The organism is Streptomyces sp. AM 4-1-1, assembly GCF_029167625.1.
Taxonomy (GTDB): domain Bacteria; phylum Actinomycetota; class Actinomycetes; order Streptomycetales; family Streptomycetaceae; genus Streptomyces.
Window position 1 is genome coordinate 3,107,518 of sequence record NZ_CP119145.1, and the last position, 23,177, is coordinate 3,130,694.

20 protein-coding genes and 2 pseudogenes are annotated in these 23,177 nt (G+C 68.2%); 14 read left to right on the plus strand and 8 right to left on the minus strand.

The window, feature by feature from the left end; translation table 11 throughout:
* The first annotated feature begins 183 nt into the window (after positions 1 to 183).
* From PZB75_RS13205 to PZB75_RS13220, 4 genes are all read left to right on the plus strand, one after another.
* Entirely contained in the window at positions 184 to 1,035 is an 852-nt protein-coding gene (locus tag PZB75_RS13205; protein WP_275535499.1) for a helix-turn-helix transcriptional regulator, read from the plus strand.
* 14 nt (positions 1,036 to 1,049) lie between these two features.
* The gene (locus PZB75_RS13210; RefSeq protein WP_275535500.1) at positions 1,050 to 1,244 is read left to right on the plus strand and encodes a DUF397 domain-containing protein; all 195 of its coding nucleotides are present in this window, start codon (positions 1,050 to 1,052) and stop codon (positions 1,242 to 1,244) included.
* Between the two features lie 315 nt (positions 1,245 to 1,559).
* On the plus strand, positions 1,560 to 2,027 hold the full coding sequence (locus tag PZB75_RS13215) for a hypothetical protein (RefSeq protein WP_275535501.1): 468 nt from the start codon (positions 1,560 to 1,562) through the stop codon (positions 2,025 to 2,027).
* Positions 2,028 to 2,308: 281 nt separating this feature from the next.
* On the plus strand, positions 2,309 to 3,070 hold the full coding sequence (locus PZB75_RS13220) for a phosphoglyceromutase (protein ID WP_275535502.1): 762 nt from the start codon (positions 2,309 to 2,311) through the stop codon (positions 3,068 to 3,070).
* Positions 3,071 to 3,383: 313 nt separating this feature from the next.
* Here the strand turns inward: PZB75_RS13220 and PZB75_RS13225 are convergent, their stop codons facing one another.
* Positions 3,384 to 4,718, minus strand: coding sequence for a VanZ family protein (locus PZB75_RS13225; protein ID WP_275535503.1), 1,335 nt, complete (start codon positions 4,716 to 4,718; stop codon positions 3,384 to 3,386).
* A 72-nt stretch (positions 4,719 to 4,790) separates the two neighbouring features.
* Entirely contained in the window at positions 4,791 to 5,150 is a 360-nt protein-coding gene (locus PZB75_RS13230) for a hypothetical protein (protein WP_275535504.1), read from the minus strand.
* Positions 5,151 to 5,976: 826 nt separating this feature from the next.
* Here PZB75_RS13230 and PZB75_RS13235 point away from each other — a divergent pair.
* Entirely contained in the window at positions 5,977 to 6,726 is a 750-nt protein-coding gene (locus PZB75_RS13235; RefSeq protein ID WP_275535505.1) for a nucleotidyltransferase family protein, read from the plus strand.
* Positions 6,727 to 7,490: 764 nt separating this feature from the next.
* On the opposite strand, the pseudogene PZB75_RS13240 reads toward PZB75_RS13235, so the two are convergent.
* Positions 7,491 to 7,816, minus strand: a pseudogene (locus PZB75_RS13240) (VOC family protein); the annotation flags it as partial.
* Positions 7,817 to 8,460: 644 nt separating this feature from the next.
* Here PZB75_RS13240 and PZB75_RS13245 point away from each other — a divergent pair.
* The 3 genes from PZB75_RS13245 to PZB75_RS13255 all read left to right on the plus strand — a co-directional run bounded on the left by PZB75_RS13245 (position 8,461) and on the right by PZB75_RS13255 (position 10,491).
* Complete coding sequence (locus PZB75_RS13245) at positions 8,461 to 9,570, plus strand: hypothetical protein (RefSeq protein ID WP_275535506.1); 1,110 nt, start codon at positions 8,461 to 8,463, stop codon at positions 9,568 to 9,570.
* Positions 9,571 to 10,003: 433 nt separating this feature from the next.
* Positions 10,004 to 10,252 carry a hypothetical protein gene (locus PZB75_RS13250; RefSeq protein WP_275535507.1) on the plus strand — a complete coding sequence of 83 codons (249 nt, stop codon included), beginning with the start codon at positions 10,004 to 10,006 and terminating at the stop codon, positions 10,250 to 10,252.
* Complete coding sequence (locus tag PZB75_RS13255) at positions 10,249 to 10,491, plus strand: hypothetical protein (RefSeq protein WP_275535508.1); 243 nt, start codon at positions 10,249 to 10,251, stop codon at positions 10,489 to 10,491. The genes PZB75_RS13250 and PZB75_RS13255 overlap by 4 nt, the downstream gene beginning before the upstream one ends.
* A 73-nt stretch (positions 10,492 to 10,564) precedes the next feature.
* Here the strand turns inward: PZB75_RS13255 and PZB75_RS13260 are convergent, their stop codons facing one another.
* Entirely contained in the window at positions 10,565 to 11,077 is a 513-nt protein-coding gene (locus tag PZB75_RS13260; protein ID WP_275535509.1) for a YbjN domain-containing protein, read from the minus strand.
* Positions 11,078 to 11,226: 149 nt separating this feature from the next.
* Complete coding sequence (gene mshA / locus PZB75_RS13265; RefSeq protein WP_275535510.1) at positions 11,227 to 12,567, minus strand: D-inositol-3-phosphate glycosyltransferase; 1,341 nt, start codon at positions 12,565 to 12,567, stop codon at positions 11,227 to 11,229.
* 382 nt (positions 12,568 to 12,949) lie between these two features.
* On the opposite strand from mshA, the gene PZB75_RS13270 reads away from it, so the two are divergent.
* From PZB75_RS13270 to PZB75_RS13280, 3 genes are all read left to right on the plus strand, one after another.
* The gene (locus PZB75_RS13270; protein ID WP_275535511.1) at positions 12,950 to 13,972 is read left to right on the plus strand and encodes a class I SAM-dependent methyltransferase; all 1,023 of its coding nucleotides are present in this window, start codon (positions 12,950 to 12,952) and stop codon (positions 13,970 to 13,972) included.
* 572 nt (positions 13,973 to 14,544) lie between these two features.
* Positions 14,545 to 15,699 carry a C40 family peptidase gene (locus PZB75_RS13275; RefSeq protein ID WP_275538694.1) on the plus strand — a complete coding sequence of 385 codons (1,155 nt, stop codon included), beginning with the start codon at positions 14,545 to 14,547 and terminating at the stop codon, positions 15,697 to 15,699.
* A 435-nt stretch (positions 15,700 to 16,134) separates the two neighbouring features.
* The gene (locus tag PZB75_RS13280; protein WP_275538695.1) at positions 16,135 to 17,466 is read left to right on the plus strand and encodes a response regulator; all 1,332 of its coding nucleotides are present in this window, start codon (positions 16,135 to 16,137) and stop codon (positions 17,464 to 17,466) included.
* Here PZB75_RS13280 and PZB75_RS13285 read toward each other — a convergent pair.
* The 3 genes and pseudogenes from PZB75_RS13285 to PZB75_RS13295 form a co-directional block, all read right to left on the minus strand.
* Positions 17,448 to 17,780, minus strand: a complete 333-nt coding sequence (locus tag PZB75_RS13285; protein WP_343286232.1) for a DUF2516 family protein — start codon at positions 17,778 to 17,780, stop codon at positions 17,448 to 17,450. The genes PZB75_RS13280 and PZB75_RS13285 overlap by 19 nt on opposite strands.
* Before the next feature lie 534 nt (positions 17,781 to 18,314).
* A pseudogene (locus PZB75_RS13290) lies at positions 18,315 to 18,764 on the minus strand (hypothetical protein); the annotation flags it as partial.
* A gap of 29 nt (positions 18,765 to 18,793) precedes the next feature.
* Positions 18,794 to 19,333, minus strand: coding sequence for a helix-turn-helix transcriptional regulator (locus tag PZB75_RS13295; RefSeq protein ID WP_275535513.1), 540 nt, complete (start codon positions 19,331 to 19,333; stop codon positions 18,794 to 18,796).
* Positions 19,334 to 19,565: 232 nt separating this feature from the next.
* On the opposite strand from PZB75_RS13295, the gene PZB75_RS13300 reads away from it, so the two are divergent.
* The 3 genes from PZB75_RS13300 (at position 19,566) to PZB75_RS13310 (ending at position 23,091) form a co-directional block, all read left to right on the plus strand.
* A complete protein-coding gene (locus PZB75_RS13300) occupies positions 19,566 to 20,003 on the plus strand; it encodes a helix-turn-helix transcriptional regulator (protein ID WP_275535514.1) in 438 nt (145 codons plus the stop codon).
* A gap of 10 nt (positions 20,004 to 20,013) precedes the next feature.
* A complete protein-coding gene (locus PZB75_RS13305; protein WP_275535515.1) occupies positions 20,014 to 20,430 on the plus strand; it encodes a VOC family protein in 417 nt (138 codons plus the stop codon).
* A gap of 270 nt (positions 20,431 to 20,700) precedes the next feature.
* Positions 20,701 to 23,091, plus strand: a complete 2,391-nt coding sequence (locus tag PZB75_RS13310; protein ID WP_275535516.1) for an excinuclease ABC subunit UvrA — start codon at positions 20,701 to 20,703, stop codon at positions 23,089 to 23,091.
* Positions 23,092 to 23,177 lie beyond the last annotated feature (86 nt).

Below are 23,177 nucleotides of genomic sequence, written 5' to 3' on the forward strand. Positions count from 1 at the left end.
TCCGTGGCTGTGGCCATCTCCCGGGGCACCGTCAACGGGCGCGCGGATGACTGCACTTCGGCTCCTAGCGGCGTACTGCGCGATGGGAGGACCATAGAGCACGAGGGATCAACATCACTACTGTTTCCGTAGCAGTGTTGACTCGGCTGGACCTCGAATCCCCCTCAGGGGCACACTTGCGCCATGCCACCCAGGACAGTCACGACCGCGCGGCAACGCCGCCTCGGAGCGGAATTGCGAAGGCTCAGGGAGGCCGCCGGCCACAATTCCCGCGAGGCCGCGGCGCTACTCGGCATCGATCACACCAAGATCAGCCAGATGGAAACCGCGCGCTTCGGCGTCAGTGGCGACCGCATCCGGGCCTTGGCTTGCGTATACGGCTGCGACGACCAGCAGTACATCGAGGCACTCATCAAGATCGCCGAGGAGCGGACAAAGGGATGGTGGGTCGAGTACCAAGGAATGCTACCGGCGGACTTTCTCGACATCGCGGAACTCGAACACTACTGCCGCGGGCTTCGCACCTATCAAATCGCCCACATCCCCGGTCTCCTACAGACCGAGGACCACATCAAGGCCATCTTTTCGGAAACCGATCCTCCCCTCCTGGGAATCGACTTGGACAGAAGGATCAACCACCGAGCGCGACGTCAAGTGATCCTGGAGAAAGAGTGGCCCCCGAATTATGAAGCGGTCATTCACGAGTCGGCCCTGCGCATGCAGTTCGGTGGCCGAAAAGTGGCTCGTGACCAGCTCAAACACCTCTTGTCGATGAGCGAGCGTGACCACATCACCATCCACGTGATCCCCTTCGCTGCCGGAGGGTTCGCCGGATCGGGACAGTCAATTTTTTACGCGCAAGGTGACGTCGCAGAACTCGATACCGTGCAACTCGACGCCACCCACGGGGTCGCCTTCCTCGACTCACCGGCTCAGCTGAGAAATTACCGAAGGCTACTGGACCGAATGAGAGCGAAGGCTCTCTCGGCAACGGAGTCATCCGACTTCATCCACTCCATCGCACGGCAACTATGAGAGGCTGAAAATACATGCCGGAGAACCTTTGGCAGGAATCATCCTTCTGCCAGGCCGGAAACTCGTGCGTCGGCGTACGCCGCGACGGAGACAGAATCGGAATGCGGGAGAGCGAGCAGCCCGATGAGACCATTTCCACGACACCGGAAACGTTGAAGGCATTCCTTCTGGGAATCAAGAACAACGAATTTGTTCGCCTGCCCTCCTAGACCATTCTGCCGACGTCAGCGCCACCCCGGAGCGCCCCTTGCCCACTGCAGCGAGGGGCGCTCCACCGCGTGTCGGAGCGCGCGTAACCGAGGCCGGAAAATCACCCTCCAGAGGTAGTGCTATTGATCCCCGTACGTCAGCGAGGCTACGTTCGCTCATGCATCACCGCACCACGCCTCGGCCGCACCCTGCGCTCGCCGAAGGAAGCGCCACCCTTACGGCAACGATGACTGACGTGCCATCAGGTGAGCGCTTCCTGCACCAGGTCCGGTGAAACGACGGCTCCGCGACTTCGCAACCGGGAGGCACTGCACATGCGCCCAGCACCCCAGCCACCACCGCACCCCACGGCCACGGCCGCATCCACGCCCGTACCGACCGCCCGCATCGCACACGGATTCCGCTACGAAGCCCTTCACTACGCGGGCCCCCATCAGCCCTGCCCCACGCCGGTCGACCTCCGTATCGTCACCACTCCGCACGAGGCGATCCGCGCCATCCGGGCACACGTCCGCACCTTGTCCCCCGACACCATGACCACCGACCACCACGCCGCTGCCCTCAACTGGGCGGACGAGGGCGGCTGGACGGGAGCCCTGGCCTCACTGCATCGAGGGCAGCCCTGCGGCTTCTCACTCCGCCTGCGGCGCGGCGTGAGCCTCGAATGGTGCGTACGCCCGGTCACGTATCTCACGCTCCACGCCTCGGGCGCCGGGCCGAGACCGGAACTGGCCCAGCTTTCGCACCGGTCGGCCCTGCCACCGAGGCGCGTCCTCAACTGAACGACGGGGCCGGCCAGGCCGACCACCAAGCACCAAGCGCGGGCGGGAAGCAATAGCGGCATTCCGTTACGACCACGCGTACAAGGTCGGTAGGGGTCTTGGTGAGGCGCTGTCCGGTGCCGAGCCAGTCGTAACGGCCGGACGGCCGGCCGGTCAGCGCGGCGGTTGCCGGACTCGTCCGTGTCCGGGGCAAGTACTGACGACCCGCTGCGGCCCCTGGCCCCTGTCCGCCCTGTGACCGGGCGCGCGGCGGTCCGAGGGGTTCGATTACGCTCGGAGGCATGGCCGACGCACCGTACAAGCTGATCCTCCTCCGCCACGGCGAGAGCGAATGGAACGCGAAGAACCTGTTCACCGGTTGGGTGGACGTAGACCTCACCGAGAAGGGCGAGAAGGAGGCAGTCCGCGGCGGTGAGCTGCTGAAGGACGCCGGTCTGCTTCCTGATGTCCTCCACACCTCCCTCCAGAAGCGCGCCATCCGCACCGCGCAGCTCGCGCTGGAGTCCGCGGACCGCCTCTGGATTCCGGTCCACCGCTCCTGGCGGCTGAACGAGCGCCACTACGGTGCGCTCCAGGGCAAGGACAAGGCGCAGACGCTCGCCGAGTTCGGCGAGGAGCAGTTCATGCTCTGGCGCCGCTCGTACGACACCCCGCCGCCCGCCCTTGAGGACGGCACGGAGTTCTCGCAGAGCGACGACCCCCGCTACGCGACGATCCCGCCGGAGCTGCGCCCGCGCACGGAGTGCCTGAAGGACGTCGTCGTACGGATGCTGCCGTACTGGTACGACAGCATCGTCCCGGACCTGCTGACCGGCCGCACGGTCCTGGTCGCGGCCCACGGCAACAGCCTCCGCGCCCTGGTCAAGCACCTGGACAACGTCTCCGACGCGGACATCGCGGGCCTGAACATCCCGACCGGCATCCCGCTCATGTACGAGCTGGACGCCGACTTCCGCCCGGCGAACCCGGGCGGCACGTACCTGGACGCGGACGCGGCGAAGGCCGCGATCGAGGCCGTGAAGAACCAGGGCAAGAAGAAGTAGCACCGTCAGGTCCAGAACGAGCCCCCTGCATGCGGTTTCGTCCGCGAGCAGGGGGCTCGTTGTTTCAGATCAACCCAGACGTACGTACGAATCGGTTGAAGAACGCGAACTATCCGCTGTCCTTGCCGTCGTGTAGCGTCCGGGAACCGGTTGGAGACAGGGGGATACCGGTGAATGACAGAGATCACATCAGGGACATTATAGCGCTATCGAACGAACACCGCCGCCTACAGCAGCCCCCGGCACCCGGGGGCTTCGTCGTGCTGCCCGGGCGATGTCATCTCTACCGCGCCGGGCGGCCAGTCTCTCGGGGTTATTCCGGGGCATCCTTGTGCGGTTGCCCGGTATTGGCGTCGATGTACATTTCGGTCGTGGATCCGTCTTTTGTTCCTCGGACCATCGCCTGCACGATGTACTCGGGGTTCCAATGTCCGTCGCGGAGGGATGCTTTGAGGACGTCGGCGTGGAACTCCAGGGCCTCCGTATGGGTCATGGAGTTTTTCGCGATGTTGATCGCCTGGGGACGGGTGACCTTGATGGACGGTAGGTCGTCAAGGTGCGTCGGCCCCCTTGATACGAGCAATTGGCTGATGCGGCCGACCGTGTTGATCTGCACGTCGAGCATGGCTGGCATCAGGACGCCGTGATCCAGCACGCGCCAGGACGTCATCCAGCCGAGCTTGCCGTCGGCGACGGGCACCGTCGTAACGTGGTTTGCAGTACTCACCCACGGATAGTGGTCGTGGGCGTACTGCGTGGCCAGCTTCCTCGCTTCCGCAAGGTCCATCTGGGGGTGCTCGCGGCCGTCGATGGAGATTGATCGGCTGGTGGGTTTGTCGCTCCACTCGAACATCGCTGAGAGTTTGAGCTTTGACGGCCAGGACAGGTCCGCGTCGACCTTCGGACCCGAGAAGTGAATAGCTCCGCGGCTGAGTCCCGGATCCGGCGAGTACTGAAGCCGCCCTTCCCCCATGTTCTTGAACTTGTCGCCGAACGCCTCGACGAGGGCGTCGCGCATGGCGTCCGCCTGCTGATTCGAACCGGACTGCACGCTGGTGGCGTCGACTGCGGTAAAGGTAATGCCTGATGCCGCGACAACGATTACCGCGACACCGGCCAGAGCCGCCGCCACTGTGGGGGTGCGCTCCTTGAGAACCGGCTTCAGCTCCAAACCGCGCGCCCGGGCCACAAGCCACGCCAGGGCCACGCCGAGCGTGCCGCCCAGGATGTTCATCTCGGCATCAGAGCTGTCGCACAACCGCGAGAACGCATTCACCGAAGCCTGGGCGACCTCGACCACGCATGGCCCCAGGACGACCCCCGCAATCATCAAGAGCCTGCGTCTCGACGCGAGCAGTCCCAGGAACCCGAGAGGGACAGTCATCAGCCCGTTCAGCAGGCCCTGCGTCGTCCGGAACGGTTCCCAGATCTGGTGGTTGAGCGTGCACTCATGGCTGGCTTCGCCGCTCCCCGAAAGGAACAGAGTCACTCCCAGGACAATCGCGAGACAGAGAGTGAAAGCGGCGGTTATAAGCGCTGGTTCCTGCTGCTTCTTTCGCCATACAAAAACAATGAACGCAAGTGCCACCGAAACAAGTGCAAGCAGTACGACGAACTCGCCCTTGCCCTGAAATATTGCTTGGAACACGCTGTTACTCTCGCTAGAGGGGCCCGCCCCCTCCGCAGAAGGCGGGCTCCCTTCGTCATCCTTGGGGCACGGTCAGCAGTGCGCGGAAGGCGTCTGGAACAGACCTTGCCCACTGACGCTCATGACACCGGTAGTTACGGAACACACGTTGTCGTACGACGTGCTCCAAGTCTGGGTCTTGGTCGTTCCGGACACCTGCGACACCGTCGAACCGTAATGCGTCGTGCCGCCCTGGACGTATCCCAGCTTCATCGAGATGGCACTTCCGCTGGACTTCACGTACCAGGTTTTGATCTGACCAGTCCCGCTGGTCGGGTGCCACTTCTGGTGAAACAGAGCCCCGCTGGAAAGCGAGGTGCAGCGCGAGTTCACGCCGCCGTACCAGCCGTCACTCGGGCAGCCAGCCGTCAGGACGGTGGCCTCTCCGTTCACACCCGAAACGGTGTCGGCCTGAGCGACTCCGGAAGCACTCCAGACGGACAGCACCAAAGCTGGAACGGCCAGAGTCTTTGATGAGCACAGAATGCATAATAACCCCTCGCATTTATGGAGGAGAACAACAGCAAGCCGCCATCCCGCGCATGCCATGTACGATCGGCGGCAAAATGCCCCCCTGATTGCAAACTGGGATCGACCCAGCCGGATGATCATAATCATATACCGGCTTCAATGTGCAGGTATCTTTAGCCAGTTACCGGCAAGATCAAGCATGACACCTTGCATGATTCGAGCCCCAACTCTCCGATTACCATAAATTATGGTTCACAACCCTACGTAAGGGGACGCGACGGGGCGTGGTGGGGCATCCAGGATGCCTCATCTATACGGGCCCAGGTTCACCCCGGCAGAGGTGGCCGAACGACAGCATGCACACTGGAAAGAGCTGCCGGGCGGGGCCGGGATTTCAACCGGATCATCCCAAGGATGCCGCGCCGGTTGGCGGTTCGATGCACTCACCGAGGGTCAAGCGCGTGAAGACGCAGGCAAATTCCAGCGGAAATCGCACGGAAAGGCGATTAGCGAAGAAGCTGGACGATCAAGAAGGTCAAGAAGTCCGGAAAGCAGGAAGTGCACTAATGGGTGCGCGCCCACAAGCCCCCTGTAACCGGAGACAGCGAGTCCCGGTCACAGGGTGAGACTGGGGCGGGCTCCGTTCGGCTGGTCAGGACAGCGGCAGCCGAGCGGGCTCGCCGCTACTGAGAGGATGGCCTCTAGCGAGGGCCACACGGGCGCTCAAAGAGCCGAAGGGCAACGGGACATGACCTCAACGCTAGTGACGCAAGCTCTGATCCTGGCAGGCGGCCAAGCAACCCGTATGCGCCCGTACACAGATGACGCGCCCAAAGCCATGGTGCCCGTGGCCGGCGCCCCGATCGTCGGCTATCAACTGGCGTGGCTGGCAGAACACGGCGTCAAGTCCGTGACCGTAAGCGGCGGGTACAAGCATGAAATGATCACGGACTATGCCGGGGACGGTTCACGCTTCGGCGTGGAAATCCGGTACGCCATTGAAGACGAGCCCCTTGGACGTGGCGGCGGGCTCAAGTACGCGGCGCGTCATCTGGCCGATCTTGCCGCGCCGTTCTTCGTTCTCAACGGGGACGTAATTACGACGTTCTCACTCGCAGAAATGGCGAAGTACCACGACCAGCACGACGGAGCCGTAACCGTCGCGCTTTCCCCATACCGTTCAAATTGGGGAGTGGCTGACCTGGACGACGGGGATCGAATCCGGGGATTCGTCCAGTCGCCGGAACTGCCCTACTGGATCAACGCCGGAATCTACGTATTCGGTCCCGACGTGGTGCCCATGCTCCCCGACAAGGGTGATCACGAAGACAGCACCTTTCCGCAACTCGCCAAAGATGGTCGTCTAGTTGGATATCGACTGGCCGGCTACTGGCGGGGGATCGACACTGTAAAGGATGTAGCGGAAGCATCCAAGGAGATTCGGTCTTCCGGTGGGATTCTGCCCCCAGAATTTCATACAACAAACCCCAACATCTGAGTATCGGGCCAACATTGGCTCGATAAGTCGAAGGGACACGGCAACGACGCTCCTGACATCGTCACCGGACTTTCTGGTATCGGAAACCGCACCGTGTGCATTGGTGGAGTTGGCTCCTTCTCCAACCAGGCGAAACTAGGCCGCGTCCTCCCGGGGCTCTTTCAAGAAAGCTATTGGAGACCGGAAACCGGGACCGACTGCCAGGACTCCACACGTCATCAGGTGGATATAGCCCTGAACGTGCTCGCAGAACAGCCGCTATTTCTTTTCCTCAACATCTCTGCCACGCACACACCCCACTATGGGTACCTGCCGGGCGAAACGGTGGACTCGCGGGAAAGCCAATGTGCGGCACTCGCGTACGTAGACACCGAGCTTGGTCGACTCATTGATGCTATGCCCGGGGTCGCGTCCCTGGCTTGTGCTGATGTGCGCCGACCATGGCGAAGCATTTGGGGAAGACGGGCATCACGGGCACGGAATCGCTCATCCGACCGTGTGGAGTTCCTTATGCGGAATCACTCATACCTGCTACTGAGTAAGCCATACGGCGCTTTTCTGGCTATTGCCAGAGTATCGACTGCCCGTTGCCGCCACACCGGACGGCACAGACCTTGGCCCCGACGTGATCCACGGGGTATGCCTGCCACAGGGCGTCTACCGAGCCCTATGGCTTCACCAGCCCCGTTCGGCCAAGTGCCGTGCAGGGCTCTGTCGTTGGTGTTGACGTGCGCGTATGCCCCGAACTGGTAATCAGGAGTGTTGGGGTCCGCCATCACCACATGATCGGGTATGCCCCGCAATTCGTCCTCGCGGACCACGCTCGCTCCCCCGGCGGTCAACCGCTCCACCGCCTCGACCACGCGTGACCATCGCACCTCCCACGGCGTGTCACGGCCACCGCCGACCCGCACGTCCATGTGCAGCCGGTTCTTCGCCACCTTCGGCTCCGGCACCTGGAGGAAGGACAGGCCGGGGCCATCCCGTCCGGGTCGGAGAGGTACGCGCCCTGGTCCCATTCGTCCTCCGGAATTCCATGGTGGGAGAGCCAGTCCTCCCAGCTCTCGAACCCCGTGCCCACCGGCTTCTCCGGTTCGGACGGCTGGACCGTACCGCGCGTCTCTGACACCTCCGGTCGGTCCGAGCGCCGAAAAATGGCCGCCCGACCGGGGCTCGAAAGCGTGTTCCAGCCATGTGCGGCGGTGGTGCGTACGGGAGGTGTGGGGCGGGCGGGGCTGGTGTGACGGTCGATCGGAGCGCAGCGGCCGGGCTTGTCGACTCGCACCGTGACCCGTGGGGGTGAAGTGGCTCCCGGTGCGTCCGGGGCTGGTGTGGTGGGCGCCGGAACGGCCGGAGGAGTACGCCACAGCGGGCCGTTCTTCTGGGACGGTGAGCGCCGGGTTCAAGCGTGTGACGGTCCGTCGGACACGGGTGAACGCGTACCTCCACGGTCTCCACGGCCGTCGCGGGGCACTGCCGAAACCCCCGTCCCGGAACCGCGCACGCCGCACATCTGCACGCGCCGCACATCTGCACTGCCGCACTGCCGCGCACGCTGCTCTTCCGCACATGCCGCACTGCCGCACTCGCGCACGTCGCATTTCAGCACGTTCCGTACCTCAGCACGTGACCTGCCCCAGCGCGCCTCCCGCACTTCGGCGCGCTCTCGTGCTCACGCACCACCGCGCCGGTCCGCCCCGGCGCGTATCGGCCCCATCATCAGGAGGTACCCCCATGCACGCCCGCACCGAAGCTCCACCGAACAGACCCGTCCGGGCCGTTCTGCTCGTCATGGGAATGCTGGCCGCACTGCTGGCCGCAGCCATGCCCACCGCCGGCAACGCCCATGCCGCCGTCCCCGACCAGTACGGATTCGCCTACCTCGACAATCCGACACCGCCCCCCGGCTACGTACCCGACCCCAGCCGCCAGTGGGGCAGTTGGGCCTCTCCGTCCACCAACCCCGTCAAGGTCGACCAGATCGGCCTCGGCTCGTACGTGGTGCACTTCCCGCAGATCGCGAGCAAGGCCGGGATCGCCCACACCACCGCGGTCAACAAGGCCGCCCACTGGTGCCAGATCGCCGACTGGCGGCCCGCCGGATCGGGTGAGGACGTCTACGTGAACTGCTACCTCCCCAGCGGCGCACCCGACAACTCCACCTTCACCGTGCTCTACACCACCAGCAGTGGCGCTCCCGCCACGCGGACCGGTTCGTACGGCTATGTGTACTCCGACATCAGCGGCGCGGTTCTCACCCAGTACAACTCCACCGGGGCCGTGAACACGGTGAGCAAGGGCTCGACCGGTGTCTGGAAGGCATGGCTTCCCAACCTCGGGCTGGCCGACTACTCCGGCAACCTCCAGGTCACCGCGGTCGACCCGAAGCGAGGGGTACACTGCAAGGTGTCCGAGTGGGCGCCGGGTTCCTCCGGACAGACCGTGCTGGTCACCTGCTACGACGCGTCCAACGCCCCGTACGACGCCAGGTGGACACTGAGCTATTCCTACCAGCGGGCGGTCCACGGACCGGCCTTCCCGCCGAAGTCGTTCGGTCACCTCTGGTACAACGGTTCGCTTCCCCCGCTGACCAACTACAACTCCAGCGGTGCCACCAACACCCTCGGCGGCTCGGGAGCGCCGTTCGTCGTCACCCTGCCGTCGGTGGCCGTCCCCTCGGACACCGCTCAGACCACCGCCTACGGCCGTGGCCCCGAGTACTGCGGCTTCCTCGCCCCGTGGGACAGGCCCAGCGGTACGGTCCAGCTCTACGTCAACTGCTTCGGCCCTGGCGGGAAACCGGTGAAGGCCACCTTCTTCACCGCGTACACCTCGGCGTTCTGAACGCCGTGGTCCCAGTGGTCCCAGTGGTCCCAGTGACCGCAGCCTCCCCTGTGGGCTCCGCGGCCCCGGTGACCTCCGGGCATCGGCGGTAACGGCGGTATCGGCCACCGTTCGCGATCCGGCACATCGAGGCGGCGGGCCTCGGTGTGCCGGATCGTTCCGAAGTCCGCCGATCCGCTGATCCGCTGATCCGCTGATCCGCTGATCCGCTGATCCGCTGATCCGCTGATCTACTGGTCTACTGGTCTACTGGTCTACTGATCCAGGACGATCTTCTGATGCCAGGACGACCTGAGCGCGTGCGGTCCCCACGCACGGGCGGTCACGGACCGATAGCGTGATCCGTGACCGCCCACCGTGCCTCGCGGAGGCACGGCGCGGAGCGGAGCGGGCGGGCCGTACGCGGAGAGCAGGGAGAGCGGGGAAAGCGATCATGGGCGAGCCTCTGAAGACCTTCGTCGGCGGCACCGAGGTCGACGTACCCAACAGCATTCCGGCGATCCGCGCCGCGCTGCCCGAGGAGAGACGCGAGGAGTTCGACCGCGCCATCAACGACGCCGGGGTGAACGAGATCCAGGCCGTCATGCGGCACTGGATGCTGGAGGCCGTACCCGATCCGGAGGCCGAGAAGATCTTGGACCGGCTGGCGCAGGACGAAGCCGAGAGGCGGCGCGTAGCTTGAGCTTCCGCATCTCCTACGCACCGCCCGCCGACGACACCCTGGCCAAGATGCGCGACGGCGACGCCTTCCGCGTCGAAATGGCGCGCACGCTGGGGCAGGACCCGTACGGCAACGGGTCCTCCGCCGTGAAACAGGAGCGCGATCGGCGTGAGGCCACGGTCTTCGGCGCCATCGTCCTCTATTACGTCTCCGGTTCGGTCCTGACCGTCACCGTGGTGAGGCTGGTGCCGCTGCCCTGACCGTCACCGCGGTGAGGCCCGTCTCCTTCTCTCCGCTCTTCTCCTTCTCCCCGACGCGTGGACCGTCCCGGGTTCAGTCGTCGGACGGACCACGCGTCAGGTGGGTGAACGCGTCGAGGTTGCGGGTGGATTCGCCGCGTGCCACCCGCCATGCGTACTCCTTGCGGATGGCGCTCGCGAAGCCCAGTTCGAGCAGCGGGTTGAAGGAGCCGTCCGCCGTTTCGAGGACCGTGCCGAGGAGTCGGTCCAGCTCGTCCGGGGTGACCACGGAGAGCGGGAGCTTGCCGACCAGATAGATGTCGCCGAGCGAATCGATCGCGTAACTCACCCCGAACAGACGGAGGTTGCGTTCGAGGAGCCAGCGGTGGACGGCCGCGTCGTTCTCGTCGGGGTGGCGGATCACGAAGGCGTTGAGGGAGAGCGAGTGCTTGCCGACGCGCAGGGAACAGGTGGTGGACAGCTTGCGCGTGCCGGGCAGCGTGACCACGTACGAGCCGGGTTCCGGGTTCTCCCACTCCAGCTCCGCGTCCTTCAGCGTCGCCTCGATGACCCGCGCCGCGGCGGTCTCCTGGGATACGTCAGCCATGGTGCGAGCGTACGCGCGGGGGTGCGCGGTGGAGGCGCGTGGCGTTGTCGGACCTCAGCCGGGTGCGAGCGTACGCGCGGGGGTGCGCGGTGGCATGCGTACCCTCGCGCCCGCGCACGACCCGGCACTCCGCGTCTCCCCGTGCCCCGTCACCCGTGGTGTGCGCGTGCGTTGCGGCGGTGTTCCTGCACCGCCGCCGTGTAGACGTCCGCCGTCACGGCCGCCGCCCTGTCCCAGCCGAACGACTGGGCGTGCGCGGCGGCCGCCCGGCCCATCCGGTCGACCAGCTCCGGCGAGCGGGCGAACCTGGCCAGCGCTTCCGCGTACGCCTGCGGGTCGTGCCCCGGGATCAGGAAGCCGGTCTCGCCGTCCCGCACCGCCACCGGCAGCCCGCCCACGGCCGCCGCGACGACCGGGGTGCCGGTCGCCTGGGCCTCTATGGCGACCAGGCCGAAGGACTCGCTGTACGAGGGCATGACCAGCACGGACGCGGCCCGGAACCAGTCGGCGAGCTGGTCCTGCCCGACCGGCGGGTGGAACCGTACGACATCCGCGATCCCCAGCCGCGCGGCCAGCTTCTGCAGCCCCTCGGGCTTGGCGAGCCCACTGCCGCTCGGACCGCCGACCACCGGTACGACCGTTCGGGTGCGCAGCGACGGATCGCGGTTGAGCAGCGCCGCGACGGCGCGGAGCAGGATGTCCGGCGCCTTCAGTGGCTGGATGCGGCCGGCGAAGAGCGGAACGAGCGCGTCCTGCGGCAGCCCCAGCCGGAGGCGGGCGGCGGCGCGGCCGTCGGCGGGGCGGAAGCGGTCGAGGTTGACGCCGGGGTGCACGACGGCGACGGCGGACGGGGCCGCGTCGTAGAAGCGGACGAGTTCGCTCGCCTCCTCCGCGGTGTTCGCTATGAGCCGGTCGGAGGCGCGCACGATCTGCGTCTCGCCGATGACACGTGCGGCGGGTTCCGGGGTGTCGCCCTCGGCGAGCGAGGCGTTCTTCACCTTCGCCATGGTGTGCATGGCGTGGACGAGCGGGACGCCCCAGCGCTGCGCGGCGAGCCAGCCGACGTGCCCGGAGAGCCAGTAGTGGGAGTGCACCAGGTCGTAGTAGCCGGGCCGCTGACCGGCCCACGCCTGCATCACCCCGTGAGTGAAGGCGCAGAGCTGGGCGGGCAGCTCCTCCTTGGCGAGCCCTTCGTAGGGGCCCGCGTCGACGTGCCGGACCAGCACGCCGGGGGCCAGCTCGACCACCGGGGGCAGTGCGCCGGTGGTGGCCCGGGTGAAGATCTCGACCTCGATGTTGATCGCGGCGAGCCGCTTGGCCAGCTCCACGATGTAGACGTTCATGCCGCCCGCGTCGCCGGTCCCCGGCTGGTGCAGCGGGGAGGTGTGCACGGAGAGCATGGCGATCCTGCGCGGTTTGCGCGAGCCGCCGGGGAACCTGAGGCGTGGCGTCACACGCCCGTTGCCGAGCCGGGAGACGTACTGACTCACGTCGTCGGGTTCCTCCTCGCTCAGGGCACGACACCGGTGGCGGCTCCGCCGTCAGGGCATGGCACCAGGGATGCGCGCGCTCCCTCGAAGAGGGGGAACAGCCGAAGGCGCCTCTTCATTTCCGGTTTGCCAGATTATTGCGTTCCAGTCCGGCGCCCCGCGCTCATGGAGGCCGGGCCACCGCCCTGGAGAAGGGGCGGAGGACACCGGCGAGGAACGGCCGGGGAGGTCGAGGGGGGCCGGGGAGGCCGGGATGGGGTCGGGGAGGCCGGGGAGGCCGGGGAGAGACGGGATGGGGCCGCGGAAGAGGCCGAGAAGAGGCCGGGATGAGGCCGGGGAAGAGGTCATGGGCGCTGTCCGGTAATCCCTTAGGCTCGCAGTCATGCGCCCCATCGGCACCGCGACCCGCGGGACCACCAACCCGAACCGGCTCCGCCGCATGGACCGCTGGATCGCCGCCGTGCACGGCCCGGCCCTGCGCCGCGCCGACCGGCCCGTCGCGGTCGACCTGGGTTACGGGGCCGCGCCCTGGACCGCTGTGGAGCTGCTGGACCGGCTGCGTACCGCCGAGCCGCGTACGGCCGTCGTCGGCATCGAGATCGACCCGGCGCGGGTCGCCGCCGCGAAGCCGTACGAGCGCGAGGGGCTGGTCTTCGTGCACGGGGGGTTCGAGATTCCGCTGCCGGGGGTGGGGTCGGGACCTGGGCGGGGGCCGGGACCGAGGCCAGGATCGGGGTCGGGGTCGGGGTCGGGGTCGGGGCTGAGGCTGGTGTCAGGGTCGGAGTCGGGACTGAGGCCGGTGTCAGGGTCGGAGTCGGGACTGAGGCCGGAGCCGGGGCTGAGACCGGGATCGGGGTCCGGGCTGAGACCGGGATCGGGGTCCGGGCTGAGACCGGGATCGGCGGATGCCCGCCCGGTGTCCGGGTCCGACCGCCCGGTCCTGATCCGCGCGGCGAACGTCCTGCGGCAGTACGACGAGGGCGAGGTCGCCGCGGTCTGGCAGCGGCTCTGCGCTCGGCTCGCACCCGACGGGCTGCTGGTCGAGGGCACGTGCGACGAGATCGGCCGCCGTCACGTGTGGGTGGCGCTCGGCCCCGAGGGGCCCCGCACGGTCACGTTCGCGACCCGGCTCGGCTCGCTGGACCGGCCGTCCGACCTGGCCGAACGGCTGCCGAAGGCGCTGATCCACCGCAATGTGCCGGGCGAGCCGGTGCACGCGTTCCTGCGGGACTTCGACCGGGCCTGGGCCGCCGCGGCCCCGTACGCCCCGCTCGGCGCGCGGCAACGCTGGATCGCAGCGGTGCGGGCGCTGTCGGCGCACTGGCCGCTGGCCGACGGGGTGCGGCGGTGGCGGCAGGGTGAGGTGACGGTGGCGTGGGAGGCGCTACGGCCCGTCGGGGACTGATCGGGGAACCCGTCGCGGTCCGATGACCGGAGAGCTGGGTCGGAGGCCGACGGATCGGAGGCCGACGGAAGGGTGGAGCGGAGACCGGACCGAGGACTGGACCGGAGGCCGCCCGACCGACCGGCGACCGGCGACCGGCGACCGGCGACCGAACAGTCATCCGTGGCGCTCGCTCGCACGAGTTCACACGTGGTCAGTCCGTACGAGTCCGTACGAGTCCGTACGAGTGCGATACAAGATCGCACAAGGCCGCACAGGACCACACGAGTCCATATGAGTCCGCACGAGTCCGCACGGCGGTTCCAGGAACGCCGAACGCGTCCCGTTCGTCCTTGCTGACGGGGAGTGATCCATCGGCGACCGGTGGCCGACGGCTGGAGATCCAAGGCCGTCGGCCGCTCGTCAACCGGTGTGCGCGTTTCCGTGTGACCCGTAAGGCGTCGTCCGCCTCTGTTGCTTTACGGGGCCGCATGGCACGATCGCGACATCACCGATGATTACTGACGGTAAATCAGCTTCACAGATTTGTTTGTACGTTCGGGACCATGCCGTTCCGCTCGGAGGGGGAGTTCGTGAACCGACGCCGCTGTGCCGCTGCCGCGATCGCTCTGGTCTGCGCGCTGTCCGTGTCGGCCCTGCAGGTCCAGGCCATGGCCGCCCCCGCCCCGCCCGGTGTCACGGCGTCCTCCCCGGACCCCACGGCGCCCGGCATGGCCGCGTCCGTGACCCGGCCGGGGCCGGACGCGATGGCCCCCGCGGCCCCCGTGACGCCGAACGCTCCGTACGCGGGTCGCGGCAGCCTCGAAAAGGTCCGCGAGGAGATCGACTCCCTCTACCTCCAGGCCGGGGCCGCCACCGACGCGTACAACCTCGCCGAGGAGCAGTCCGCGAAGCAGTCCGCCGAGATCGTCGGGCTGGCGAAGGCGGTCGTGGCCGGTCAGGCGAAGATCGCCGACCTCAGGAACATGGCGGGCGCGCAGGCGCGCGAGCAGTACCGCAACGGCGGACTCCCGCCCGGCGCCCAACTGTTGCTCAGCGACAACCCGCAGCTGTTCCTGGACGGGGTGAACCGGGTCCAGCAGAGCCAGCAGGCGACCAAGGGCCTCCTCGCCGAACTGACCAGGACACAGGAGGACTTGGAGCGGTACACCAGGGACGCCGGGACCAACTGGAAGAAGCTCGAAGCGAACCGCGTGAAGCAGGCCGCGGCCAAGAAGAAGATCAACGAGCGGATAGCGGCGGCGAAAAAGCTCGAATCGCAGCTGGCGAAGGACGAGCTGGCCGGCCTCCACCAGCTGGAGGAGGACTTCGCGTACCGGGCGCAGGCCGCCTGGCTCGGCTCGGGCGTGCTCAAGGAGATCAACCGGGACGCGAGCGCGAGCGGCAGGAAGGCGGTGTCCTTCGCGACCGCGCAGATCGGCAAGCCGTACGTATGGGGTGCCGAGGGGCCGAGGTCGTACGACTGTTCCGGGCTGACCTCCCAGGCGTGGGCCGCGGCGGGCACCCCGATCCCGCGCACCTCGCAGGAGCAGTGGCGGCAGTTGCCGCACATCGCGATCAAGGACATGCGCCCCGGCGACCTGATCATCTACCACGGTGACGCCAGTCATGTCGGGATGTACGTCGGCGACGGCGTCATCGTGCACGCCCCCCGCCCCGGGCGGAACGTCACGCTGACGGGCGCGGGCACGATGCGGATACTCGGGGTCGTCCGCCCCGACAGCTGATCCGGCACCGGGACCGGGACCGATGACCGGGGTCGGTACCGGACCCGGGGACCGGGGACCGGCGTCGACACCGGACCCGGGGACCGGTGACCGGCGTCGGCGGCCGGTATCGCGGCCGGCGTCGACGACCAGGTCGGCACCGGCCCCCGGGCCCGATGACCGGCGTCGGCGGCCGGCGTCGGCGACCGGTCCAGGGCTCGGCGACCGTCCGGCGTGATGTTTGTCATGGCGTTCCGCCGCCCCGTCGATGGGCGCATCTCGCCGTATCCGTACGGGGAAGCGGCTTATGGCGGTGTCCAGGACGGCCGTCGGGTGCCGTGCGCCATTCCGCTCACGCCGCGCGGAACGCTATCGTCCCCGTCTGGCGGGATGTCGATCGTCGTTCCGCCGCGCCCTCGGGGGGAGGGAAGGAAACCCGAACCGATGCCCGTACCCATGCCCGTGCCCGTACCGCAGCGACGCGCCGAACCCGCTGCGGACGCCACCCATGGTGCCGACCTCATCCTGCTGGTGATCGAGGACGACCCGGCGGGCACCTTCACCGTCCCGGAGCTGCCGACCACGAGCGGGGCGCGCATCCGCATCCGTACCGCGCGCAACCTCACCGAGGCCGGCCGACTCCTCACCGACGACGTCGACTGCGTCCTGCTCGACCTGGCGCTGCCGCTGGGCGGCGAGGCGCGCGACACGGCCGACGACGCGGCGGACCGGCTCGCCACCCTGCTGTACGTGCTGCGGATCGCGCCCCGGCACGCCGTCATCGCCCTCACCGCGGAGGACGACGCGGAGCTGGCCACCGAGGCGGTCAGGATCGGCGCACAGGACTACCTCTTCCGGGACGAGCTGGACGGGCGGCTGCTGAGCCGCACCATCCGGTACGCCGTGGAACGCAAGCGCGCCGACACCGCGCAGCGCCAGCTCACCGAGTCCAGGCTGCGCGCCCAGGAGAACGCCCGGCTGGAGCGGGGCCTGCTGCCCACACCGCTGCTCCAGGGTTCCGACCTGTGCTTCGCCGCGCACTACCGGCCCGGCCGCAGCCGCGCGCTGCTGGGCGGGGACTTCTACGACACGGTCCGTACCGCCGACGGCACGGTCCACGCCATGATCGGCGACGTCTGCGGGCACGGCCCGGACGAGGCGGCGCTCGGTGTGGAGCTGCGGATCGCCTGGCGGGCGCTGACCCTCGCGGGACTCTGCGGCGACCAGTTGCTGTCCACGCTCCAGCAGGTCCTCGAACACGAGCGGCAGAGCGACGAGATCTTCGCGACGCTCTGCACCGTCGACATCGCTCCGGACGGCCGCCGGGCGGGGCTCTGCCTGGCCGGTCACCCCGTGCCACTGATCGCGCGCCAGGGACGGGCGGCGCAGTTGCTCCCGTACGAGGAGGGCGGCCCGGCCCTCGGCCTGCTGCCGCACGCCCGCTGGCCACGCCGTCAGGTGGAGCTGGGCGGCTCCTGGAGCCTGATGATGTACACGGACGGGCTGATCGAGGGGCACGTCGCCCCGGGCGACCCGCGACGGCTCGGCCAGGACGGCATGATCGACATGATCAACCGCCAACTGGAGCAGGGCCTCGGCGGCGACGAACTGCTCAAGGCCGCCGTCACCCGGGTGCGCGATCTCAACGGCGGCGAACTGGCCGACGACGTGGCGGTCCTGCTGCTCGACCGGGACCAGGAGCGCATACGACAGCGGGCCCGGGGCGTACCCCGGGCCCGCTCGGCCGCATCCGTGTCACCGGCGAACGCTCAGCGCCCGCCGTTGTAGGGCCCGTACGGCCCGTCACTGCTGGAACCACCGCGGCGGCCACCGCCGCCGGACACCTGCCGGACCGCGGGCCGCACATCCACGATGTACACGATCGTCGCGATCAGCCCGATGATCGGCAGGAAGGACAGGATCGGGAAGAGCAGTATCACCACGAAGGCGATCCCGAGGACGACGAGCCAGAAGGGCTTCGTCTTCTTGTCGGCCGCCCGGAAGGCGTCCTCCCGCCGAATCACGGCGTCCACCAGAGCGAAGGCGCTGAAGAGGGTCAGCGCCAAGCTCAACAGAGACATCAATCCCGCAAAACCCTGCATCAGCACTGCGCCACCTCCTGTTCGACCGCCATCAACACGGCCACGCTACCGGGACAACGGACGGACCACCGAGAAGGTGTCCGGCCACCACTGCTCGAAGCTGGTTCCCGCTCGGCCCCGCCCTCACTTGTCGGCGGGCGGGGAGACCTTCTTGACGGGCTTGCGGGGAGCGGTGGTCTTCCGTCCCCCCGAGGGCTTGATCCCGGCCGCCGCCGCCTCGTCGGCCCCGGCGGGCTCACCGGAGGGCACCGTTTCCGAGGCTCCGGGCTCCGAGGCTCCGGGCCCTGAGGCTCCCGTCTCCCAGGCTCCGGCGCGCTCATCCGCGGGTCCGGTCGCCGACGTGGCCTCGGACCCGGGCTCGGGCTCAGACCTGGGCCCGGCCTCGGTCTCGGTCTCGGTCTCGGTCTCGGCGACCGTGATCGTCTCCGGCTCACCCGCGGGCCTGGGCACGGACTGCCCGGCGCCGACGGAGCCCGAGCCTGTCTCCGACACCGACTCCGGCGCCCACGTCGGCTCGGTCGTCGCGCCCGGCCCCGACTCGACGACGGTGGCGATCTCCACGATCTCGTCGGCGGTCTCACCACGCCACGCCCTGACGGTCTGCTCGCCGTGCTCGGCGACCTTCTCGTACGTCTCCCGGGCCCTGACCGCGTACTCGGCGGCCATACCCACTCCGCGAAGCGCCAGGTCCTGAGCGGACTCGCCCAGCTTCTTCAGGTCGGTGTCGAACGCGCCGATCACCTCGGTGACCTTGGCCTGGACGGTGGCCTGGGCCTCCTTGGCCTGCGTGGTCACCCGCTCCTGCACGACCTTGGGGTCGGTGTTGCGCACGGCCTCGATCCGCTCCGGCGCCTCGGCCCTCAACTGCTCGATCAGCGCCGGGACCTTGCGCGCCTGACGCACGGCGAGATCGGCCGTACCGGCGGCGAAGTAGAGGGGGGTCGGGTCGGTGAGGGTCTTGCACAGGTCATCGGTGATGGCCATGACTGTGGTCCTCCCGGATCATCAGAGCTTCAGCTTGAGGGTTTGCCGTCGTCGTTCGAGGGTGTGAGAGCGTCACCGGCACCGGACTCGTCTCCGGCCCAGGACCCGTAATCGGCACTGGGCCCGTCATCGGCACCGGTCCCGCTTTCGGCACCGGGCTCGTTGCCCGCACCGGGCGCGTCACCGGCCATGGACTCTTCGCCGGCCGCCACGGGCCCCGTCTCGTGCCCGTTCTCCTTGCGGAAGGAGTCGTAGATCTGCAACAGCACGTTCTTCTGCCGCTCGTTGATCGACGGATCGGCCAGAATGACCGCCCGCGTCTCCAACTCGTCCCGCTCCCGCTCGTCCAGAATCCCGGCCCGCACGTACAGGGTTTCGGCGGAGATCCTCAGCGCCTTGGCGACCTGCTGCAACACGTCCGCGCTGGGCTTGCGCAGACCCCGCTCGATCTGGCTGAGGTAGGGATTGGACACCCCGGCGGCATCGGCGAGCTGGCGCAGCGACAGCTGCGCCGTGCGGCGCTGCTCGCGCAGATACTCACCGAGGTTGCCGACGTTGAGTGATGCCATGCCTCGATGGTGCGCACTTCCGCTAACTTTTGCAAGCAGGTGCTTGCAAAAGTGTTAGGCGCCACTTGTCGGGGTCAGGCTGGTGATGGTGATACGCACGGCAGTCACCAGCCGCCGGATGAGGCGGCTTCGCCCGCGCGTGCCGTAGCCGCCCGGAACGGGCGGGCGGGCCGAAGCCGACAGTCCCGCCGTCCCAGCGTCCACCGCACGGCGTCCGTGCGATGCTGGACCGGTGACGCTACCGGACCTGGCCCTGCTCCGCCGGGCCCGTGACCTGATGGACCGCGACTACGCGGAGCCGCTCGACGTACCCGCGCTGGCCCGCGCGGCCCACATGTCGCCCGGCCACTTCTCCCGCAGCTTCCGCGCCGCTTTCGGCGAGACTCCGTACAGCTATCTGATGACCCGCAGGATCGAGCGCGCCAAGGCCCTGCTGCGGCGCGGCGACCTGTCGGTGACCGAGGTCTGCTTCGCGGTCGGATGTACGTCGCTGGGGTCGTTCAGCTCACGGTTCAGCGAGCTGGTGGGCGAGAGCCCGAGCGCCTACCGGGCGCGTCGGCACGATCAGGGAGCGGCCATCCCGGCCTGCGTCGCCAAGATCTTCACGCGTCCGGTGAGGCACACGGGATCGATCAGGAATGAAGAAGCGGAGCAAACGGCCCACCCGTAGCGTGAACCACATGGACATCAAACTCTCGCAGTGCTTCATCGCCGTCGACGACCACGACAAGGCACTCGCCTTCTACCGGGACGCGCTCGGGTTCGAAGTGCGCAACGACGTCAGTTTCGAGGGCATGCGCTGGGTGACCGTCGGCTCGCCGTCGCAGCCCGACGTGGAGATCGTGCTGGAACCGCCCCTCGCGAACCCGAACGCCTCGTCGGCCGACAAGCAGGCCATGGCGGAGCTGCTGGCCAAGGGCATGCTGCGCGGCGTGATCTTCTCGACCGACGACTGCGACGCCACGTTCGAGCGCGTCCGGGCGTCGGGCGCCGAGGTCCTGCAGGAGCCGATCGACCAGCCGTACGGGGTACGCGACTGCGCCTTCCGGGACCCTGCGGGCAACATGCTGCGCTTCACCCAGCGCCGCACCGGGTGACCTGGTGCCGTGCCGAGCGTCCCCGGCGCCCCGCACCAAGCGGACGTGCCGCCGCATCCGGTGGGCGACCGGACCGGCCGATGACGAGCGTGCCGCGCAGCCGACCCGGCGTACCCGTGGCCGCGTCACCGCGTGCCCGTACCCGCGTCACCGCGTACCCGTGACCGCGTGACCGCGTAGCCGCGTGACCGACAGGGCGTAGCTGCCCCCCGCGCATCGCATCGCGGACAGCGCGCGGGCAGCCCCGCGCGACAGACAGATGGAGACACGATGAGCACGGCCAAGAGGACGGACACGCGGTCGCCCGCGCGGCACGGCGCGGACAGTCACGATGTGATCCGCGTGCACGGCGCGCGCGTGAACAATCTCAAGGACGTCAGCATCGAGATCCCGAAGCGCCGGCTGACGGTGTTCACCGGCGTCTCCGGCTCGGGCAAGAGCTCGCTGGTGTTCGGCACGATCGCCGCGGAGTCGCAGCGGCTCATCAACGAGACCTACAGCACCTTCGTGCAGGGCTTCATGCCGACATCGGCACGGCCCGAGGTCGACGTGCTCGAAGGGCTGACGACCGCGATCCTCGTCGACCAGCAGCGGATGGGCGCCGACCCCCGCTCCACGGTCGGCACCGCCACCGACGCCAACGCGATGCTGCGCATCCTCTTCAGCCGGCTCGGGCAGCCGCACATCGGCCCGCCCGGCGCGTACGCCTTCAACGTCCCGTCGGTCCGGGCGACCGGTGCGATCACCGTCGAGCGGGGTGCCAAGAAGGCCGTGAAACAGACCTTCAGCCGTACCGGCGGCATGTGTACGCGCTGCGAGGGCCGGGGCACGGTCTCCGACATCGACCTCGCCCAGCTCTTCGACGACTCCAAGTCGCTCGCCGAGGGCGCGATCACCATCCCCGGCTGGAAGGCGGACAGCTGGTGGACCGTACGGGTCTACGCCGATTCGGGCTTCCTCGATCCGAACAAGCCGATCCGCGAGTACACCAAGAAGGAGATGCGCGACTTCCTGCACCACGAGCCGGTCAAGGTGAAGATCAACGGCGTCAACCTCACCTACGAGGGGCTGGTCCCCAAGGTCCAGAAGTCGATCCTCGCCAAGGACCGGGAGGCGATGCAGCCGCGCATCCGGGAGTTCGTGGACCGGGCGGTCACCTTCACCGTCTGCCCCGAGTGCGACGGCACCCGGCTCAGCGAGGGGGCCCGCTCGTCCCGGATCGGCGGGACCAACATCGCCGACGCGTGCGCCATGCAGATCAGCGACCTGGCGGAATGGGTCGGCGGCCTCGACGAGCCGTCGGTGGCGCCGCTGCTCACCTCCCTGCGCCGGACGCTCGACTCCTTCGTGGAGATCGGGCTGGGCTATCTCTCGCTCGACCGGTCCTCGGGCACGCTGTCGGGCGGCGAGGCGCAGCGCGTCAAGATGGTCCGCCACCTCGGCTCCTCGCTCACCGATGTCACCTACGTCTTCGACGAGCCCACCACCGGCCTGCACCCCCATGACATCCAGCGGATGAACCGCCTGCTGCTGCGGCTGCGGGACAAGGGCAACACGGTGCTCGTCGTCGAGCACAAGCCGGAGACGATCGCGATCGCCGACCACGTCGTCGACCTCGGCCCCGGCGCAGGTACGGCGGGCGGCGCCGTCTGCTTCGAGGGCAGCGTCGAGGCTCTGCGGGCCGGCGGCACACTCACCGGCCGCCATTTCGGCGACCGGGCCGCCCTCAAGGAGAAGGTGCGGACGCCCACCGGCGCGCTGGAGATCCGCGGCGCGACGACGCACAATCTGCGTGATGTCGACGTCGACATCCCTCTCGGGGTGCTTGTCGTCGTCACCGGGGTCGCCGGTTCGGGCAAGAGTTCGCTCGTGCGGGGTTCGATCCCCGCCGGGGCCGGGGTGGTGTCGGTGGACCAGGGCGCGATACGCGGCTCCAGGCGGAGCAACCCGGCGACGTACACCGGTCTGCTCGATCCGATCCGCAAGGCGTTCGCGAAGGCCAACGGTGTGAAGCCGGCGCTGTTCAGCGCCAACTCCGAGGGCGCCTGCCCCAACTGCAACGGCGCCGGCGTCATCCACACCGACCTGGCGATGATGGCCGGTACCACCACCGTCTGCGAGGAGTGCGAGGGGAAGCGGTTCCAGGCGTCGGTGCTGGAGTACCGCCTCGGTGGCCGTGACATCAGCGAGGTGCTCGCGATGGCGGTGACCGAGGCCGAGGGGTTCTTCGGCGGCGGCGAGGCGCACACTCCGGCCGCGCACGCCGTCCTCCGCCGGTTCATCGACGTCGGGCTCGGTTACCTCAGCCTCGGCCAGCCGCTCACCACGCTGTCCGGCGGCGAGCGGCAGCGGCTGAAGCTGGCCACGCACATGGCCGAGAAGGGCGGTGTCTACGTCCTCGACGAGCCGACCGCCGGTCTGCACCTCGCCGATGTCGAGCAGTTGCTCGCTCTGCTCGACCGGATCGTCGACTCCGGCAAGTCGGTCATCGTCATCGAGCACCACCAGGCGGTCATGGCGCACGCGGACTGGATCATCGACCTCGGCCCCGGAGCGGGACACGACGGCGGGCGGATCGTCTTCGAGGGCACACCCGCCGACCTCGTCGCCGCCCGCTCCACCCTCACCGGTGAGCACCTCTCGGACTACGTCGGCACCTGACGGACGGGGGCGGGCCCGGCCGTCGAGTGCCGCCGGATTCCCGGTATTACGGGGGACCGTGGAGGATACGGGGCAGTTCTCGGCGG